This is a genomic window from Asaia siamensis (assembly GCF_014635085.1).
Classification (GTDB): Bacteria; Pseudomonadota; Alphaproteobacteria; order Acetobacterales; family Acetobacteraceae; genus Asaia; species Asaia siamensis.
Window position 1 is genome coordinate 61320 of the sequence record NZ_BMCH01000008.1, and the last position, 20215, is coordinate 81534.

Consider the following 20215-nt stretch of genomic DNA (forward strand, 5'->3'; position numbering starts at 1 on the left):
TCATTCCGATAAAAGAATACTGCCTTTCCCTCCCTTATCGGATCTCTGGCGTATTGTAAGGTAAATGGTGATCACAATAAGTGCGGTTGTATAGTATAGAAACAATATAAAATTATAATACGTTACTGCGACGAAGCTGATGGCGGCGCCAGCGAGCGCGATTGCTGGTAAAATCGGATAGAGCGGCGCTTTATAGCTGCGGTCGAGGCCGGGCTCGCGCCTGCGCAGGACAAACAGGCTGATCATGCTTGCGCCATACATCGTCAGGGCGCCAAAAACTGAAAGCGTGACCAGAACCGCAGTCAAAGACTGCCCATGGATGGAAATGATGCTATCGGCATAGATCGCGAGGATGCCTATGACACTGCCTGCGATTGTGGCGCGATGCGGAGTGTGAAACCGGTGATGGAGGGTACCCAAAGAGCGGGGGAGAATATTCGCCCGGGCCAGAGCGAAGATCTGTCGGGCAAACCCCATGATTATGCCATGCAGCGACGCGATAAGCCCGAACAGCCCGAGCCACACCAGCATCGACAGCCAGGGGCTGTGCTGCCCCACCACGCGCTTCATGGCCTCTGGCAAGGGGTCGTTCAGACTGGCCAGCGTCGTCCAGTCGCCTGACCCACCCGCAAAGATCATCACACCGAAAGCAAGGGCAACGAGTGTCAGCACACCCGCACAATAGGCGATCGGTATCGAGCGCTTGGGGTTGCGGGCCTCTTCGGCGGCCATGGCCACGCCTTCGATCGCAAGAAAGAACCAGATCGCAAAAGGTATGGCGGCAAAAAGCCCACCCATGGCCTCCCATCCGAAATGGGGGGCAGTGCCCCAGCCCATATGGGTGAAATGCGCCCAGGAGAAGGACGGGGCGACAACGGCCATGAACACCAGAAGCTCGATGATGGCGGCAATGGTGATGAAGAGCTCGAAGGTCGCAGCCACATGCACTCCAACGATATTGAGTGTCATAAACGCCAGATAGGCGCCCGTTGCAGCCAGCTTCGGCGGAAGCCCTGGAAACTGGACATTGAGATAGGCCCCGATGGCCAGCGCTATGGCCGGCGGGGCAAAGATGAACTCTACCAATGTGGCGAGGCCGGTCACCGTGCCACCCACACGCCCAAGGGCGCGCTGGGCGTAGGCAAACGGGCCGCCTGCATGGGGAATGGCGCAGGTGAGCTCGGTAAAGCTGAAGATGAAGGCCGTATACATCAGCGCCACCAGGCATGTCGCGCCAAGAAAGCCCAGCGTGCCCGCAGTAGCCCAGCCATAACTCCAGCCGAAATACTCTCCGGAAATGACGAGCCCGACAGCAATGCCCCAGAGATGAAACGCACCGAGCTTTTTCTGCAGTTGAGGAGGCTGGCTCATGGCGTATCTCTCTTTTCAGGGGTGGGAGCGATGGTCTGATGTGAGGCTTCGGGAGTGCCCGGAGCCCAAAGCTGGGGTGCGCGCTCCTTGAGGCCCACACCGGTGAGCTTCAACGTTTGTGCTTCGCGCATGAGCCAGACGAGCTTGACGCAGGCCTCGTCGATGCCCAGGCCATGAAGGTGGATATTCGACAGGCAGTTACGGCGTGAATCAGGGCAACCGGGTGCAGGGTTATAGGTCAGGTAGACTCCCATGCTGTTCGGAACGCTCAGACCCGGCCTCTCTCCTATCAGCACCGCCACCATGCGCGCGCCCAGTGCCTCGGCGATATCGTCGCCAATCGCAACGCGGCCCTGCAGCGCAATGACAGGCGGGGCAATGCGCCATGCTGGCAATGCCCGGCGACAGGCATGAAAAACTGCGGGCCCTTGTTGCATGACCGCCTGTGCGGAAAGCCCGTCCGCGAGAACGAAAGCGAGATCCCAATCGCCCCTTGGCAGGAGCTCCTTCGATGCCGGGGCAAGGCTTCGCCCCAGATCGGGGCGGCTGAGATAGGTCGTGCGATCGGGGGCGGCGCTCGAAACGATGAGAGGCGCGGCAGGGGCAAGGTCGTGTCTCAGGCCGTCAAGATCGAAAGCCATGTGCACGGCGTCGCGTGCCATGGCATGGGCGGCCTGGAAGCTCAGAACGTCCCGGGTGGTTTGCCCATTGCCTGTTCGTGCCAGCCCGATGCGCGCGCGCGTGAGGTCACGCAGTTTTTGCCATGGATCGCTTGCAGTCGATGGCTTTTCAGGGAGATCGCTCATGGCTGGAAACCGATCATGCGTGACAGCTCCGTCTCACGCAGCGGAGGCGCCAGAGCGCGGGCGGTGGTGGCGTCGTAAAGCCCCATTTTTTCCAGCCATGCCGCAAATTCCGGGGCAGGGTTAAGGCCAAGAACGCTGCGCGTGGTCAGAATGTCGCTGAATGCGAGGCTTTGGTAATTCAGCATCACATCATCTGCACCGGGCACGCCGATCAGGAAGGTCACGCCCGCAGCCCCTAGCAGCAGCATCAGAGCGTCCATATCGCCCTGATCCGCCTCGGCGTGATTGGTGTAGCAAACGTCGCAGCCCATCGGCACGCCCATCAGCTTGGCGCAGAAATGATCCTCCAGCCCGGCTCTTGTGATCTGCTTGCCGTCATAGAGATATTCTGGCCCGATAAAGCCGACGACCGTGTTGACCAGAAGCGGGCTGAACGCCCGGGCGACGGCATAGGCCCTTGTCTCGACGGTTTGCTGGTCGATCCCGTGATGGGCACCGGCAGAGAGGGCGGCACCCTGTCCCGTCTCGAAATACATGAGATTATCGCCGAGCGTGCCGCGATTGAGGCTTTTCGCGGCTTCATGCGCCTCATGCAGCAGGCCGAGCGTAACGCCGAACCCTTCATTCGCTTTCTGTGTGCCGGCAATCGACTGAAAGACGAGATCTACCGCGCCGCCCCGGTTGATGATTTCAACGGTGTTGGTCACATGGGTGAGCACGCAACTCTGTGTCGGGATATCATAGGTCTGGCGAATGGTGTCGAGCATGTCGAGCAGGGCAAGACCGTTCTCCACATTGTCGCTGGCAGGGTTGACCCCAATGACCGCATCGCCCGAGCCATAGAGCAGACCATCGAGGGTCGAGAGCGCGATACCCTTCAGGTCATCGGTCGGATGGTTGGGCTGCAGACGTGAGGCGAGTACGCCTCTCTGGCCAATTGTATTTCGAAAGCGGGTAATGATTTCGATTTTGCGCGCTACGGCAATCAGGTCCTGATTGCGCATGATCTTGCTGACGGCGGCGGCCATCTCCGGGGTGACGCCTGGCGCGATGGCGGCAAGGCGTGCCGTGTCGGCCTGGTGGGAAAGCAGCCAGTCGCGAAAACCCCCGATTGTCATTGAAGCAATCGGCGCGAATGCTGCCTTGTCATGTGCGTCGATGATCAGCCTGGTAACGTCGTCTCGTTCATACGGTACCAGGGCCTCGGACAGGAAATGGCTGAGCGGCAGATCGGCAAGGGCAAGGCGGGCTGCTACTCTTTCTGTGGATGAAGAGGCTGCCAGTCCGGCCAGCACATCGCCAGATCTTAAAGGCGATGCGCTGGCCAGAAGATGGCGAAGGTCACGAAAGACGAAACGCTGACCAGAAAGAGTTGCGGCATAACTCAAAGCGTCTTTCCTTCGACATGATGCATCGTAATTCTGTAAACGATGCCATGTCGAAAAGAATAACACGATCCAGAAAGTTCTTTGTCAAGAAGTCCATGATGACATGTTCTTGCCTAGGCGCTTCTTACCAAAGTGATGTGATTGGATTGCGTTCCGGCAACGTCTGCTGATGCCAGTAAGGATAGGGTGCAGGCTGGCGGCTGGCTTCATCCAGTCGTGACCTCTGGTCTGCGCTCAGGCTCTGGTCGAGAGCGCAGAGTGAGGCCTCAAGCTGATCGATTTTGCGCGCGCCCAGCAGGATGGTCGAAACCGTGGGGCGGTCCTTAAGCCAGGCAAGGGCGATCTGGGGAAAGCTGAACCCTGTTTCTTCCTCGATACGTTCCATCTGGTCGGTCACGCGATACAGATAGGATTCATCAACAGGCGGCCCGCCTGCGGCGCCTCCCTGCGCGATGCGGCCCTCGCCACTCTGTGGCGCGTTGCGTCGCAGCTTTCCGGTCAAACGGCCCCAGCCTAAGGGGCTCCATGCCATCAACCCGAGCCCCTGATCCTGGGCCAGGGGCATCAACTCCCATTCGTAATCGCGGCCGATCAGGCAGTAATAGCCTTGATAGGCAATATAACGGGCATAATGTGCGCGCTCCGAGACGCTAAGCGCGCGCATCAGGTGCCATGCGGCGTAATTGGAGACGCCGATATAGCGTATCTTGCCTGCCCTTATGAGATCGTCCAGAGCGCGCAACGTCTCTTCAACCGGTGTTACCTGATCGGAAATATGCATGGTGTAGAGATCGATATGATCACGCTTGAGCCGTTTCAGGCTCGCTTCGCATGCTTCGATCAGGCGGAAACGCGACGCGCCAGACTGGTTTGGTCCACTGCCGAGCGGGCAGGAGGTTTTGGTTGAGACGATCACCGAATTGCTCCGACCACGCAGCGCTTCGCCAAGAATGGTTTCAGCGTCGCCATCGGAATAGTTATCGGCCGAATCAAAAAGATTGATGCCCCGATCGATACAGAAGGCAATGAGCCTGTCTGCATCGCTTTGACCGACATTTCCCCAGCTTTTGAAAAACCCGTCGGTACGGCCAAACGTGGCCGTACCGAAAGAAAACAGAGAGACGTCGAGCCCGGATTTTCCCAAGCTGCGATACTGCATCAGACGCCCCCGACGAGTTCTGTTTTTTCGTGCAGGCGTTGTTCATGGATGCACTTCATGGCTTCGGCTGCCCGCATGATTTCGGTTTCGTCGATGTCGTTGACGAAATAGGCCGAGCCGATACCGCTCATGAGCGGCGCATTCTGCTTGCCGTCACGATGGATTGCTGAATCGGCGATCGCGTCGATCAACAGGGCAATGTTCTGGAAGCCATGATGGAAAACGGGCAGATCGAGGCGATAGGCAACCTGAAAGAGGCGCTCAAGCGCCCGGCGCGACAATGTACCGCGATGATAGGAGATGATGGCACTGAACAGGCAATCGAGTGCCACGGCCTCGCCATGAAGCAGTTCGGCAATATGGGTCATCTCGACCAGGGGGCTGAATGTATGGCCATAATCGACCACGCGCTCGAGATTGCCTTCCCAGAGATTGGGCTCGAGCTCTTCTGCCATCCCCGCGATCGAGCGGAAGATGATCTCGCCGATCGCCTCTTTCTCACGCTCGAATATATCGTCGGGGCTTTTGGCAAGGCTGAAGGAATAGGCCTCGATAAGATCGAAAAGCTTGGCATCCTTGATGACGGCAAGCTTGAATATTTCACCCGACCCATTGGCGACGTGGCGGCGTGGCAGGGTGCCCAGATAATCCATATTGACGAGTGTCAGGCTGGCCGGGTGAAACGTGCCGATGCGGTTGCGATAGCCCAGATGATTGGCTGCGGTCTTGGCTGCAACGCTTACATCGACCATCGAAAGCAATGTGGTCGGAACGCGTATATAGGGCACACCACGTCGATAGAGGCTGGCAGCGAAGCCGACGATATCGAGGGCGACACCGCCCCCTATAACGACGCTGGGCGCAGAGCGCCGTTTCACACCGCATTCGTTCATCGCTTTCACGACGTCGAGCACATTGGGGAGAGTCTTGTTCTCTTCGTCACCCGGAACGGAGCGAACGGTAAAGGTGACGCCCGCCGCAGTAAGCTGGTTGAGAAACTCATCCCGGTGCTGGGGAGGAAGCCCCTCATCGACGAAGATGAGTCTGTGTCCGCTGCTGTGATCTACGATCCTGGTAATTGTTTCGGCAGTCGTGCTGCAAAGAGCGATATCGTAGCTGACGATCTGCTTTGCACGTATGGATACATTCCGATTGGCCGTCATCATTCTGATCCTTTTAGGAAAAATGATTTCAATGCTGTATCATTATTTGGAGAAACGTATTTTCTTGTTCTGTTTGGCTGCCGTCGCAGGTTGGGGCGACACAATGATATTGCGTCAATAGATCGGTAATCCCGACTCAATTTTGCGATTCGTCGTTATAATCACGTTAATGTTATCGTATTTGTTATGATGGCAGTTATTTTCATAACATGAACTGTTATTTATTATATATCAGTTTGCTGATAAATGGTTAATTTTAACAGGAATTATTGTCATGATATTTAAGGTATAATCGATTTATCTGCGTGGTTATGGTATATTCATCAAAGCATACCTCTAGTCAGACTCTTCATTTTTGCGATCGCCTGCTCTCGCAAAGACAGATATCGGTAAAACCCTTTTTTACTTCTCCTACGCAGCAGCGACGTCTTTTCTCGTCGTCGTGATCTTTGTCACGATTATCACTAAACATGGAGTTTCACTGAACTCCCCGTGATATCCAGGCTGAACCGCTTACGCATCTGCCACAAATGTCATACGCATTATGTGATTTATCACAAGGAGTGTGATCGTGGAGATGAACTTCTCAGCTGCCGATATTGATCTCGATTTCAGCCTCAAGGGCAAAATCGCGCTTGTTACGGGTGGGGCTTCCGGTATCGGTGCGGCAATCGCAAGCGCCTATGTGCGAAAAGGGGCCAAGGTTGCTGTCGTCGATGTCAATCAGGACAATGCCGCAGCGAAGGCTTCTGAACTGGGCGAGGCGGCAAAACCGTTTTCCTGTGACGTTTCCAATCCGGATTCAGTGCGCAGGATGGTGGCCGACGTGGTCGCGGCTTTCGGTGCGATCGATATTCTCGTCAATTGTGCCGGTGTCGTGTTTCTCGCGCCTGCTGAGACGCTGTCGCTCGACCATTGGGACAAGACGATCGCGATCAATCTCCGGGGCAGTTTTCTCGTCACGCAGATAGTGGGCCGTGTCATGATCGATGCAGGCAAGGGCGGGCGCATCATCAATCTCGCTTCCCAGGCAGGAACTGTCGCGATTGAGGAACATGTCGCATATTGCGCCTCGAAATTCGGCGTGATTGGCATGTCCAAGACGTTTGCTGCCGAATGGGGCAAGCACGGCATTACAGTCAACACCCTCTCGCCCACCATCGTGCTGACGGAACTGGGCAAAAAGGCCTGGGCCGGCGAGAAAGGTGAGGCGGCCATACGGCGTATCCCCGCAGGTCGTTTTGCCATACCGGAAGAGATTGCGGCTGCAGCCGTTTTCCTCGCCTCATCGGGTGCTGCGATGATCAATGGTGCCGATCTTCTGATCGACGGCGGTTATACGATCCTCTGAGGGCACGTCAGACCGAATGGCCGTATCCAGTCTCTCGGTCCGGTTGCTTTACAACGTGGAAAGAACGTGCGCGACTTCGGTAGACACTGAGCGTCTCAGCGCAACAAGGCTCACCCCACCCCTGGGGTGAACCCTGTTTGTCAAGATCAGCACAAAACTGCCGCTTTCCGGCGCAATCCAGAGCGATGGCCCTGTGAACCCCGTATGGCCGAATGAGCCTAGCGGGAAGCCTTCTCCGCGCAGGGAGGAATAATGGGTGTCGATATCCCAACCCAGCCCGCGCAGCTCACGCCTGTCTTTGGGTTGCTGCGGTGTCGTCATAAGCAGGACGCCCGCTCTCGAGAGCGGAAACGCGCTTTTCTGTCCTGACCGGCGCGCAATCAGGGCTGTGATATAGCGCACCAGATCGTCTTCACGAGAAAAAAGGCCGGCATGACCGGCAATTCCGCCCATACGTCTTGCTGTCGGGTCGTGCACGACCCCGCGCAGCATCGTTCCATCATCCTGATACTGCGTTGGTGCGATGATCTTTTGCTCGCTCGGTCGCGGCAGAAAGTCACTATGGTTCATGGAGAGGGGCGCAAAAATTCCCTGCCGGGCCTGTTGCTGGAGGCTGTTGCCTGAAACGATTTCGACAATCCTGCCAAGCACGATGAAATTGATGTCGCTATAGATGAATGTCGAACCCGGCCGGGCCATAAGGGGCGAGACGCAGGCAAGACGAAGCGCCTCACCACGACCCTGCCATGGCGTGGCGAGGGGGAGGTCTGGCGGCAGACCGGAATAATGGGTGAGCAGGAGACGAAGGCTGATATCGCTTTTGCCGTTCGCGGCGAAATCGGGAAGGAGCGCGCTGACCTTCGTGTCGAGGGAAAGCCTGCCCGCTTCTACCAGTTGCATGAGGCAGAGCGCCGTGACGAGAGGCTTCGTCAGCGATGCCATGTCGAAGACTGTGTCGAGCGTGAGCTTTTCCCTCTCTGGTACGAGGGCGCGGTGACCGATGATCGAACGGTGCACCACCGTATTGTGGTGCCCGATGACGAGAATGGCACCAGGCATTTTTCCGTCATGGACCGCCTGCGTCATGAGTCTGTCGACGGTGGAAAAGGGGGATGTCGCGCACCCGCCCAGAGTCAGGAAATTTGCACCAAGGCCCAACGTAAATTGCCGTCGCCTCATGGCTGGATCTCCTCTTGATTGCGGCGACTCTGATGCCCGCGCTGCAACCGACAGACAAACAATATCAGATCGATTTGCTCACAATATGAGTTCGAAACGACAGACGCTGATCTGTGGCCTCAAAACCACAACTTGCCATACTTTGTTAGAGAAGAGCCATGAAGTGAAAAAGAGACTTTTGAAAAAATCGTTTTTAAACAATGTATTGGGATGACTGTCATAATTCCGTCATATGGGAGTCATCAAAGCTTCGCAGGCAGTCGCGAGGCGCAGTCAGTAAGGGAGGCTCACACCAACCGCAGCATCGGAAGATGATACTGACATGACCTCTTTCCCCCGTGCCTGTCGCTTGCTGCTGGCATCGGTCTCGCTGGCGTCGCTCGCCGTGGCGACCCCGGTGCGAGCCGCCAGCCTCGATCAGATGAGTCTGATGGAGAAGCAGATCAAGGCCATGCAGTCGCAGCTCGCTGACATGAAGCGCGAGCATCAGCGCGAGATGAAGCGTATTCATGACCAGCTGGCACAGCAGCGTCAGAATGAAGAAAATGATCCCTACGGTGCCCGCAACGGCTATCGCGGGGCACCGGCGCACGGGTCGGGCGCGGCCAGCCCCGGCGCTGGTTTTGCAACAGCTTCGGCACCGGGCCCGAACAGCAATGTGCTGCTCCCGCCCGTCAATGCAGCAACGCCTTATGGTCAGCTGACCGGCACACCGACCGGTCGCGTGACCGACCTTTACGGGCCGCTCCATCGTGGTCAGATCCAGATCGGTGGCGTGCGTATCACCCTGGGTGGTTATGTCGAAGCGGCCACGATGTTCAGGTCGCGTAACAACGTGTCTGACATTTCGTCGAATTTCGGCTCGATCCCGTTCGCGAACAGCCCGAACTACCATATCAACGAATTCCACGAGTCAGCCCGTCAAAGTCGTCTGGCGGCTTTGGTCGAAGGCGATATCACAAGAAATCTCCGCGCCCAGGCCTATATCGAGACCGATTTCCAGGGCTCGGGCTCGTCATCGAATTCCCGCCAGTCGAATTCCTATGTGCTTCGTGAACGCGTCTTCTACGGTCAGCTGATCGACGATGTCGACGAGTTGACCCTGCTTGGTGGTCAGAACTGGTCGCTGCTGACCATGTTCAACCATGGCATGCGCGCCCGTGACGAGCAGGTGCCGCTCTCGATCGATGCCCAGTACATTCCGGGCTTCAACTGGACCCGCAACACGCAGATCCGCCTGGTCAAGGGCTTCGATCATGGGCGCTACAATGTGGGTGTCTCTGTCGAAAATCCGCAGCAGGTCATCGCTGTCGGTTCGGGCGGTCAGTATCTGCCGACAGGGGCGACCTCGGGCACCTACCAGAACGCCGGCGTGAACGTGAACAACCCGTCGACGAACTACTCGACCGACGTTGCGCCGGATATCATCGGCAAGCTGGCAGCCGATCCGGGCTGGGGTCATTACGAGCTGACCGGGCTGCTGCGTTTTGCGCATAGCCGGGTCTCCTATACAGGCACGGGCCAGAGCAGCACCAAGCTTGCGGGCGGCGGTGGCGGCGGGCTTATCCTGCCGGTCGAAAAGTCGCACAAGATCTTCTTCCAGGCGTCGGGCCTCGTTGGTACGGGTATCGGTCGTTATGGCACGTCCAATATTCCTGACGTGACGATCGACCAGAAGGGCCAGGTCAAGCCCATGCCTGCGGCAAATGTGCTTGTCGGGCTTTATGGTAACGCCACCAAGGCACTGCAGCTCTATGCTTATGGCGGTATGGAAATGCTGCGCTCACGTTCCTATTTCAACGTGGGTGGCAAGCATTATGGTTATGGCAACCCGCTTTACAGCGTCGGCGGCTGCGATATCGAAGGGGCTTCTTCCAGCGCCTGCCAGACCAGTATCAACCGTGTTGTTCAGGGTACGGCCGGTTTCTGGTGGACTTATCTGCACGGCGATTACGGCACACTGCGTGTTGGCGCCCAGTATTCCTACACCTATGTCACCTCGTTCAGCGGGGTTGGCGGTACGCCGCATACCAACGACAACATGGTATTCCTCTCGCTGCGTTACCTGCCGTTCCAGTAAGCGTCGGGCTCACGCCAATAAAAAAGGGTCAGAGGCAAAAGCCTCTGGCCTTTTTTTTCACACCGAAGCGTGATTGCCTCAGAAATTCGCGTTTACGCGTCCGAAATAATAGCCCCCATTCATCGGCACCTGAGCCGAGGCGCTGTCATAGATCCCGACGCCGTAGCTTGCGAGATTGGCCGGAACCTTGCGCGGGCGGATATTGAAGATGTTGTTTGCCCCGACAGCGACATGCCAGTGCTCGCCGAACCGATAGCCGACTTCCAGATCGGTCAGCCAACGTGGTGTGTTCTTGAATTGCGCAAAGCACGTATTCGAACCACGCAGTGCCTTGCCGTTGAGCGGGCAGATCGCACTTGCAGGGGTCCAGTCCTGATAGGTCAGCATGCCCACGGTTTCGCCATAGCGGGTCTGCCGCAGGTTAACGTCCCAGTTGCCGATCGTATAATACGCATTGAGCACGATCTTGCTGCGTGGTGACTCACTGGTGAGATAGGAAATGGTCTGGGCGTTGAGCAGAGGATTGCCTGTTGCCGACAGACCGTTATGCGTCAGTCGGGTACGGTTGATGTTCAGCCCCATCGAAAGCAGCAGATTGCCGAAGCGATGCAGGCGCAGTCGGTAATCGGCCTTGATGTCGATGCCCTGGGTGCGCGTGCTGGCCCCGTTGGAGAAGTAATAGGCCGAAAACCCGGTGGGGTTGGTAAGCGTTGCGCCACCGGGAAGTGTATAGCCCATCTGCTCGATGGCAGTGATGGCCTGAGCGCCAACAACCGATCCACCCTGAACGATACGATCTCTCAGATTGATCTGATAGACATCGGCCTCGACATGAAAATTCGGCAACGGCTCAAGCACCACGCCGCCACTTGCGCTTGTTGACCGTTCAGGCTTCAGGGCGCTTGCACCGAGCGTTCTGGCGGCTTCCGAGGCCACGGGCAGCAGACCCGAGGCAGAGGTTGGGCCGACGCTGAGCGCGCTGTAATGCTGCTCGGCCAAGGTCGGTGCGCGGAAGCCGTTGCTGATGGTGGCGCGCACAGCGATGCGCTTGGTGAAGTCGTAACGTGCCGAGACCTTGCCGTTTTCAGTGTTGCCAGAGTCTGTGTAGTGTTCGAAGCGTCCGGCGAGATCGATATCGAGCTTGGGCAGCGGATGGAAATCGTCATCGATATAAGCCGCCCAGATATTACGGCTCCAGCTTCCGGCGTTCTGCGGGGCAGCGCCGGCATAGCCCTGAGTGCCACCGGCCTCGTAGGCAGGGGGCTCGCCCGCAATGATGTCGTACATTTCCAGTCTGTGCTGACCACCAAAGGCCAGGGTCATGGGTACGGCATCCGCAATCTTGAAGTTGCGCCTTATATCGAGATTATTGGTCCACATCGCGTTGCGATAGGTCTGCGCCCGTGCGCTGGTCGGCGAGTAGCCGCAGCCCTGCGACGAGAAATACGCCTTGCTTCGGTCGGTGGTCTGGCAGGCAGCACTCAGCATGCCGGTATTGGCTGTATTCTTGGTGATGATGTCTTCTTCGTCTGCACCATAAACTGTGCTCAGATCCCAGTCGAACCCGAAAAGATGGCTGCCTTTGACGCCAAGATTGGCCTGATAGTCGTTTTCCTCGATTGTTTCGATAGGCGAAAAGCCCAGCGGATAAAGAGACGGCGCGATGCTGGGTACGCGATAGTTCTGGATTGCCTCTGCATGGCGGTGGCCATAGGTAATGAGGCCGTAGAAATCGATTGTCTCGGAGATCTTCTTGCCGAAATCGATACCAAGATTCTCACGTGTTTCTTCGGGCGTGCTGGTGATCTTGTTGGAGTTGTAGGGAACCTTGATGGCGCCCGGCAGGATACCGTAATAGCCGCTGAGATTGGCCCCTGCAGGAGCGTAGGGCAGCAACCTGTGATCAACCGTGTTCGTGAAGAAATGGTCCGTATGGTAGATCTGCCCGCTCAGATGCAGATAGCCGTCACGGCCCAGCTTCATGCCGCCATCGGCGTTGAGCTGATAATTCCAGCCGCTTCCGGCATAGGCATTTGCGCCCGTCTGGGCGCTCATGTTCAGCCCATGATCCTGCTTCTTGGTAATGACGTTCACGACGCCGGCGATCGCGTCAGAGCCATACATCGCGGCTGCGCCATCTTCGAGCACTTCGATATGGTCGATGGCATTGGCCGGAATCATGTTGAGATCGACCGGGGTCGAGCCAAATTGCGGACCCGGATTCTGCACGACGTTGCCGGTTACATGGCGTCTCTTGCCATCGACAAGCACCAGCACCTGGTTGGGGTTCAGGCCACGCATACGGATTGATGCCGTCAACGCCCCCGTATCACTGCCGCGTGTTTGGATATTGATGGCCGGATAGACGCGGGTGAGGGCATCGGTCAGGTTGAGCTGGCCCGATCGCGCCAGTTCGGCTGCTGAAATGACCGTAACGGGGCTCGTACTGTCGCGCGCCTTGCGATTGACCGCATGGGTGCCGGTCACGATGACGGATTCTTCGCCGGATATCGCCTTGGCACGATGCGAAGATTTTTTGGGTGCTTTCTGCACCGCTGGCGCGCGCGACTTGCTCACGCTGCCATGGGTACCCTTCGAGGGAAGGGTCTCGGCCCGTGCGTCGGGCATGCAGGCCATGGCGCTCAAAACACCAAGTGAGGCGGTAAGCAGGGAGGCACGTCGTCTCATCAAAAGCCCTTTTGGAATTATAATCGGAACAATACGATATCGAAACAAAATACAGCCAGGCACGCCTTTGGAGTGGTAAGGATCCGTGGCAATGCAAGGCAGGGTTTCGAGGGTGAGCAGGGCTGCGGTATGGATGCACCCTGTGGGTCGTGCGGGGACCGTCCCTGTCATCTCCGCTTTCGACCGTTACATTGCGGAAACGATAAAATAAGATTTATACGATGAGAAGCACTGATTCGCTTTCGCAACATTCTGTCATACTCAGCGTCACTCCTCTGAGAGTGGCGCCTGTCGCCCCGTCAGAAACCGGAAGAAAGCGACACCACGCCGGCAAAGCCACCTCCGACGAAGTAAGTCGGCGCCCTCCCGGCGATGGTGGTGCCAAACACCCCTTGTGTCGCGTTACGATTGAGCGAGACGCCGCTGACACCCGACAGATAGCCCGAGCGCCCGAGATTGATCAGATTGAGCTGGATTTGTGGTGTCTTCAGCTTTGTCGTTTTCTGGAGGCGGTAGCCGAGAGAGAGATTGGCCGTTGCAAAGCCGGGGATACGCTCATCGTTCATGAATGTTGAATAGGTAGGGCCGACATAATGCCCGTCAAACAGGCCGAAAAACTGCCCGTCATCATAGGAAAGGCCGAGCGAGCCTGAGAGTGTCGGAGTACGAACGGGGCGCTTTCCCTTGGTCGGCAGATAATCGGCACCGGACTGGATGTTGTTGTCGATCGTGGCGTGGATATACTGCCCCGAAAGATAGGGGCTGAAGCCATGCCACGGGCGCAGGCCGAGTTCGAATTGCGCCCCTCGCGCCGTCTGTCCGCCACCATTGATCGATTCACTTGTCGTGACACCGTTCAGGACTGTTGTCGTGGCAACCTGCCGATTGGTGAAATTGTAGTTGAAGAGCGCCAGAGAAAGCGTCAGCATTCCCTTGTGCCTGAAGCCAAGCTCCTCACCGATCGAATATTCTGGTTTGATGTCTGAGGAGGCAACGCGCGATTGCCGACCTGTCGCGATGCTGAAACGGTCCTGATAGCTGGAAATGCCAGACGGCGCCCGAAAGCCTGTCGTGCCGTTGATATAGATCTGGTCATGAGGCGTCAGATTATAGGCGGCCGAAAACTGGGGCAGGGGTGATGCATAGCTGGCGCCGTTGCGAAAGCGCGCCCCGGGCAGTAGATTGGTTACCGAGCGCGAGACCAGCACCATACGTAGCCCCGCCGACAGGGTGAGTTTCCGGTCCAGAAGATGAAGCCTGTCAGTCAGAGAGATCGCATTGATCTGCTGAAGAAGCCGTGCGTCATAGGAGGAAAGCGGCGCTCCTGCCGCTGTGAGGATGGGAAAGGCGCCCCACTGGTTTGAAACGCCCCCCTGTGAGTCCGGCAGAACATAGCGTGAAAGACTGGAGAAATCATAATAGGAATACCAGTAGCCCAGAGACAGGCGGTTCGCCCCCGTCTCGTAATGGAGGGCGCTGTTCAGGCCGGGATGCGACTGGTGATAAACGTCGGTAGCAACCGAGGCGAAGCTATTGCCGAGGCTCGCCGGAACCTGCAGCGCGCCTGCCGCCATCGCGCCGTTATAGCTGTTGGTTCGGCTCAGTGTCGTTCCGTAGCTGTCATAGCCCCAGACATAAATGAAGTAGGGCGTCAGATCGAGGGTCAGATGTCGATCGAGATGGAGTGAGACCGGGGCCGACAGGAAGCTCTGCGCACGCGCATTTTCCTGATATTTATAGTAGCTGCTGTCGCCCGGCACATAATCGGCGGCATAATTGGCGTTTGTGCCAAGACGCTGCCACTGCGCGAGTGTGGGGGGGAGCAGATAATAGCCCCGGTCGCGATTGAACGAAAAGATCACTGAGGCCGAGCTTTTCTGACCCCATTCCTTCATCAGGCGCATATCAGTATGAAAGCGCCGGGACGTGCCTGCGCCGCGCCACTGGTCAGCACTGCGATAGGAGAAGGAGGCGAAGCCCTTCACACCCGTCTTGCCCAGAACGCCACTTTCAAGACGCAGAAACTCGCGATTGAGATTATACGAACCCCATGATCCGCCTATAAAACCGCCTCTCTCATCCGATGGTTTGCGCATTCTGACCGACAATTCACCTCCCACCGCATTATAAAGAGGCGAGGCTGTTTCTGCCGCGCCCTGCGCCAGGGTGATCGAAGCGATGTTCTCATTATCTGCGGTTGCCGAAGCATAGGGCACAAGGAAGAGCGGCGGTGCTGCTGGCACGTTTTCGAACAGATAGCCGATTTCGGTCTGGTCCAGGCCGCGTACTGAAAGCCCCTGTTGTTCGTCATTGGTACCGAGCGGATCATTGCCCGAATAGACCACGCCGGGCAGATCGGCGATCATCGCAACTGGCGAAACGGTTGGCGATTGTCTGGCAATGAAATCGCGATTTACCCCGCTTTGAGACCGCGGCGCCGACTGGTTGGGCATGAGCCCGCCCCCTATGGAGCGGCCTGTTGTCCCGTCTGCATTGGTGCGATGGCGGCGCACCGTCACGATTTCGCGCTTTGCGGGTGGGGTCCGGGCAGTGACCGGGGCTTTTTCCTGACGCTCGTCATGGGCGGTTTTGTCGCGGCTCTCGGCAAATGCGCAGTCGGGCGCGACGCTCAGGGCGCAGAGAAGCGGAGAAGCAAGGAAAAAAGCGTATTTCGACACGTCAGACAGTCCGTTGCAGCAGGGCAGACCGGGCAGGGATACGGAGTCTGTCTTTCTGTGTAAATTGATACATTATAACAAATTTGGTCTGGGGCTGAACGGGAGCCTCACTCGATAGAGATTGGGAAAGTGTAATCTGCTCTGGTATATTTTTCCTTGATTTTTAGTATTCGATCTTATCTAGAGGTATTTTTAGAAAGAATAGTCCCATAAAGTGGGATTTCCAAGTCAAGGAACACGTTTTCGTTTGTTAATGGCTATTAATCTTCCATGTCAAAATTTTGCTGGTATGACTGAGAACGATTATCAATATCAGCAAGTCCAGAGCGATAAATGTGTGATTTCCGACCACGGCGACGCCCGAAGGCTCAGGCCCGAAGAACGAGAATATTAGTGACCTGCCTGGGTCTGACCGGGCTGTCGTTACCGCTCTCGGCACGCGCTGTTCCTCCGCCTGTCAATCTCGGCAATGCCGCAGGGGCGAGTGATGACGACTCTTCGGGTGTTTTCGGCTTTCTTTCCAACTGGCGCCGATCATCGAATCTTCTCGGTAATATGTGGGGATTACGCCCGGAACTCGGGAAATACGGCGCGGTTCTCGCCATTCAGGAAACCTCCGAAGTCTTTGGTAATCCGACAGGAGGTAGTCATCGCGGCGCAGGATATAATGGTCTGACCGTCGCCGTGCTTCAGGTCGACACACAACGTGCTGTCGGTTTGTATGGCGGAACCTTCAACGTCAGCATGGAGCAGATTCACGGGCGTAATTTCAGCGCCGATAATCTGATGGCCCTGCAGACAGTGAGCGGTATCGAGGCCGATCGTTCCACACGCTTGTGGGAGTTTTGGTACGACCAGAAATTCCTCGATCAGCAGAAACTCGACATCAAGATTGGCCAGCAGAGCCTCGATCAGGAATACATGGTCAGTAGCAATGCTCTGGTATTTGCCAATACGATGTTCGGCTGGCCGATGGTGCCTTCTGCCGACATGCCCGGAGGCGGGCCGGCTTATCCGCTCTCTGCCCTCGGTGTGCGTGGCAAATACTGGCTCGCGACGCCTCTCTATCTGCTTGGCGGTGTCTATAGCGGCAGCCCGACGAGAGATCGCGACGGTGACCCGCAAATAACCAACCCGTCCGGCACAAGCTTTCCGCTCAATCGGGGCGTGCTGGCTATTGCCGAGTTGCAATATGTCTACCCCGCACTGGGGGCGATGGTTTCACCCGATGAGGTTCAGCCGCTCTCCCATGTCTACCGCGTGGGCGGCTGGTACGATTCAGAGCCTTTTGCCGACCAGTTCTGGGATAATACAGGTGTATCCCTTGCGTCGCCTGACAGCAACGGGACGGCTCGCACGCATCGTGGTGCGTTCAGTTTCTACGCTGTTATGGATCAGATGATCTGGCGCAGCCATACCGATGCCAACCGGACCATCAGTATTTTCGGCCGTGCAATGGGAACACCGCAATCCGATCGCGTGCCCATCGATTTCAGTCTCAATTTCGGTCTCACCTTCAATGATCCGTTGCCATATCGCACTGACGACGTGTTCGGCATTGGTATGGGCTACACCCATGTCAGTGGTGCGCTGGCCAATTATGATCGAGCCGTCAGGCGCTATTCGGGCGCCTATTCCCCGGCACAGGGCGGCGAGACCTATGTCGAGTTGACCTATCAGTATCAGTTTACCGGCTGGATGCAGTGGCAACCCGATTTCCAGTACATTTTCAACCCCGGTGGCGGCATCCCCAATCCGTCCCATCCTGACCGACGCCTGCGCGATGAGCTCGTCTTCGGGTTTAGAACCAATATCGCGCTGTGAGAGGTTCCATGTTTTCTCGTTTTTCGATTGCTGCCTGCACCGCCCTCACTCTTGTGGCTGCCGCTTCTCCTGCGAAGGCGGATCCGAAGGGGTTTCTCGAGACGCTGCATCGCCATACGACGCTGGCATCGACCAGCCCCGGCAATGGCGATCTGAACCCCTACGCCGTTGTTGTCGTGCCGCATGATATGGGTGTGCTGAAAAAGGACGAAGTTCTGGTTACGAACTTCAACAATATCAGCAATCTGCAGGGCACCGGCACGACGATCGTTGCCTATTCGCCCGTGTCGGGCAATGCGCGGCTCTTCGCCAATCTGCCCAGCAACCTTGCGGCCTGCCCGGGCGGGGTGGGGCTTACAACGGCGCTGACCATCCTGAAAAAAGGCTGGATCATCGTTGGTAGCGCCCCCAGCAAGGATGGCACCACCACGACCAAAGGCGATGGATGTCTGATCCTGCTCGATGCCAACGGTAAATATATTACCACCTGGAAGGGGCCGCTCATCAACGCGCCCTGGGGCGATATTGCGAGTGTCGATCAGGGCGACAAGGCCACGCTTTTCGTCTCCATGACAGGTTTCGACCTGCCGGGTCCGAATGTGGTCGACCCGCAGACACATTATCCGCCGATCCTGCAGAAAGCGACGGTTCTCCGCCTCGAACTCAGCATCCCCGATAACAGCCCGCCAGTTCTTGAAAAGCAGACCGTTGTCGCTAGCGGGTTTTCGGCGCGTGCGGACCGCGACAACTTTCTGTTCGGGCCGACGGGACTGGCGCTTGATGACGATGGCACGCTCTATGTGACCGATGGTTACGACAACGAAGTGACGGCCATTGACAATGCGCTGACACGTACCGAGCCGGTCACACGGCAGAACGACGCAGTTGGCAGGGTCATCACCAAGGGTGGCCTGCTGAACTGGCCGCTCGCCATGATCTGGGTGCCGGGCCACCATCTGCTCGTCGCAAATGGCCGAAACGGTCAGGTCGTGGAAATTGACCCGGCGGCCAAGAAGCAGATCTACGCGCAATGGGTCGACGCCGATCAGGCGCAGCAGCCGCCGGGAAATGGCGATCTGTTCGGTCTAGCCATGACCCCCGATGGCAAGAGCTTTTATTATGTCGAAGACGACATGAACACATTGAATGTGAGTCAGCCATGACAGATACGGAAAAAGGTTTTCGCCTTGGCAGGCGCGGTTTCATCGCGAGTTCCGTAGCCCTTGGCAGCGTCGCACCTCTCGCTGAACAGGCTTTTGGCGCTCAAACGCCGGTCATTCACCAGCCGGGTATCCTGACCCCTCAGCAGCCCTTTGCCTATTTCATCACCTTCGACGTTGCGACGACGAAGCGCGAGGAACTGGTCTCGCTACTCAAAAAATGGACCGAGGCGGCAGACGCCCTGATGGCTGGAAAATCCGTCGAGGGTCTGGTCGATTCAGGCGAGATTGCCGGGCTGAAGGATCGCGATCTCACCATCACGATCGGCTTTGGTCCGACCCTATTCGTGAAAGACGGGAAGGACCGTTTCGGGCTGCAGGCCCATCGGACCCCAGCCATGGCCGATCTGCCGCGCTTTACCGGCGATCAGCTGGTCGATGCACGTTCAGGGGGCGATCTGTGTGTGCAATGCTGTGCCAATGACCCTCAGACCACGCTGCATGCGTCGCGCGCGCTGACGCGGCTTGCCTATAATATCGCCAATCCGCGCTGGGCGCAGGCCGGGTTCCTGCCGAGTTTCGGCAAGGGCAAGACACCGCGCAATCTCATGGGTTTCAAGGACGGCACGATCAATCCCGACACGAAAAACCCGGCGTCGGCTGATCGCTATATCTGGGCGGCGCAATCCGACCTGCCGTGGATGCAGGGCGGCAGCTATCTCGTATCGCGCATCATTCGTATTGCCCTCGAGCACTGGGATCGCACACCGGTCAGCTTTCAGGAAGAGACGATGGGGCGTGAGAAGCTGAGTGGTGCTCCAATAGGAGGCCGTGATGAATTCGAGCCCCTTACCCTCACGCAGAAGGACCGTGACGGCAATCTGGTAACGGTGCAGAACTCCCATGCGCGCCTCGCAGCCCCTGAGGAAAACGGAGGCGCGCAGATCCTGCGGCGGGCCTACTCCTATGATAACGGTCTGAGCTTCACGGCCGAGCGCTGGCCGCCGTGGCGCCAGGGGATGGAAATGGACGCCGGGTTGTTGTTCATGAGCTGGCAGCAGGACCCTCGAAACGCGTTTGTGAAGATTTTCGAGAATATGTCGAAATTCGACATGATGAACCAGTATACGACCCATATCGGAGGCGGACTTTTTGCCTGTCCCGGACGCAAAGAGGGCGGCTATATCGGTCAGGCCCTCATGGAAGCCTGAGGTTCGGCTTCGTCATCCAGCGGCTGACAGGTGCTTTGCTCCGAAAGGGGGTTGGCGCCTGTCCCATGAAGGCAGTGGAAATACAAACCAAGACCTTCACGTAATATGTTTCTATTCAACAACGAATCGGCATACATCCAGAAGATGTCGGTTTTGT

At 57.2% G+C, this 20215-nt stretch carries 13 protein-coding genes; 5 read left to right on the top strand and 8 right to left on the bottom strand.

The window, feature by feature from the left end; genetic code table 11:
• The 5 genes from eat to IEV53_RS13300 all read right to left on the bottom strand — a co-directional run bounded on the left by eat (position 1) and on the right by IEV53_RS13300 (position 5890).
• A complete protein-coding gene (eat, locus tag IEV53_RS13280; protein ID WP_188427314.1) occupies positions 1–1371 on the bottom strand; it encodes an ethanolamine permease in 1371 nt (456 codons plus the stop codon).
• Positions 1368–2177: an ethanolamine ammonia-lyase subunit EutC gene (eutC, locus tag IEV53_RS13285; protein WP_188427315.1), complete on the bottom strand. Its 810-nt coding sequence runs from the start codon at positions 2175–2177 to the stop codon at positions 1368–1370. The genes eat and eutC overlap by 4 nt, the downstream gene beginning before the upstream one ends.
• Entirely contained in the window at positions 2174–3565 is a 1392-nt protein-coding gene (locus IEV53_RS13290; RefSeq protein WP_188427316.1) for an ethanolamine ammonia-lyase subunit EutB, read from the bottom strand. The genes eutC and IEV53_RS13290 overlap by 4 nt, the downstream gene beginning before the upstream one ends.
• A 124-nt stretch (positions 3566–3689) precedes the next feature.
• Complete coding sequence (locus tag IEV53_RS13295) at positions 3690–4724, bottom strand: aldo/keto reductase (protein ID WP_188427317.1); 1035 nt, start codon at positions 4722–4724, stop codon at positions 3690–3692.
• On the bottom strand, positions 4724–5890 hold the full coding sequence (locus tag IEV53_RS13300) for a sedoheptulose 7-phosphate cyclase (protein ID WP_188427318.1): 1167 nt from the start codon (positions 5888–5890) through the stop codon (positions 4724–4726). The genes IEV53_RS13295 and IEV53_RS13300 overlap by 1 nt, the downstream gene beginning before the upstream one ends.
• A gap of 574 nt (positions 5891–6464) precedes the next feature.
• Here IEV53_RS13300 and IEV53_RS13305 point away from each other — a divergent pair.
• Positions 6465–7238, top strand: a complete 774-nt coding sequence (locus IEV53_RS13305; protein WP_188427319.1) for an SDR family oxidoreductase — start codon at positions 6465–6467, stop codon at positions 7236–7238.
• A 48-nt stretch (positions 7239–7286) separates the two neighbouring features.
• Here IEV53_RS13305 and IEV53_RS13310 read toward each other — a convergent pair whose 3' ends face one another.
• Positions 7287–8417: a serine hydrolase domain-containing protein gene (locus tag IEV53_RS13310; RefSeq protein ID WP_188427320.1), complete on the bottom strand. Its 1131-nt coding sequence runs from the start codon at positions 8415–8417 to the stop codon at positions 7287–7289.
• Positions 8418–8739: 322 nt separating this feature from the next.
• Between IEV53_RS13310 and IEV53_RS13315 the strand changes: the two genes are divergently transcribed.
• Positions 8740–10497 (top strand): hypothetical protein, encoded by a 1758-nt coding sequence (locus IEV53_RS13315; RefSeq protein ID WP_229719895.1) that lies wholly within the window; start codon positions 8740–8742, stop codon positions 10495–10497.
• Positions 10498–10575: 78 nt separating this feature from the next.
• On the opposite strand, the gene IEV53_RS13320 is transcribed toward IEV53_RS13315, so the two are convergent.
• Together IEV53_RS13320 and IEV53_RS13325 are read right to left on the bottom strand one after the other, a co-directional pair.
• A complete protein-coding gene (locus tag IEV53_RS13320) occupies positions 10576–13185 on the bottom strand; it encodes a TonB-dependent receptor plug domain-containing protein (RefSeq protein WP_188427321.1) in 2610 nt (869 codons plus the stop codon).
• A 299-nt stretch (positions 13186–13484) separates the two neighbouring features.
• On the bottom strand, positions 13485–15863 hold the full coding sequence (locus tag IEV53_RS13325) for a TonB-dependent receptor (protein ID WP_229719896.1): 2379 nt from the start codon (positions 15861–15863) through the stop codon (positions 13485–13487).
• A gap of 393 nt (positions 15864–16256) precedes the next feature.
• On the opposite strand from IEV53_RS13325, the gene IEV53_RS13330 reads away from it, so the two are divergent.
• The 3 genes from IEV53_RS13330 to IEV53_RS13340 are packed head-to-tail and all read left to right on the top strand — an operon-like array spanning position 16257 to position 20058.
• A complete protein-coding gene (locus tag IEV53_RS13330; protein ID WP_229719897.1) occupies positions 16257–17687 on the top strand; it encodes a carbohydrate porin in 1431 nt (476 codons plus the stop codon).
• Between the two features lie 8 nt (positions 17688–17695).
• Positions 17696–18850 (top strand): NHL repeat-containing protein, encoded by a 1155-nt coding sequence (locus tag IEV53_RS13335; protein ID WP_188427323.1) that lies wholly within the window; start codon positions 17696–17698, stop codon positions 18848–18850.
• Positions 18847–20058, top strand: a complete 1212-nt coding sequence (locus IEV53_RS13340; RefSeq protein WP_188427324.1) for a Dyp-type peroxidase — start codon at positions 18847–18849, stop codon at positions 20056–20058. Before IEV53_RS13335 ends, IEV53_RS13340 begins: the two co-directional genes overlap by 4 nt.
• Positions 20059–20215: the final 157 nt, after the last annotated feature.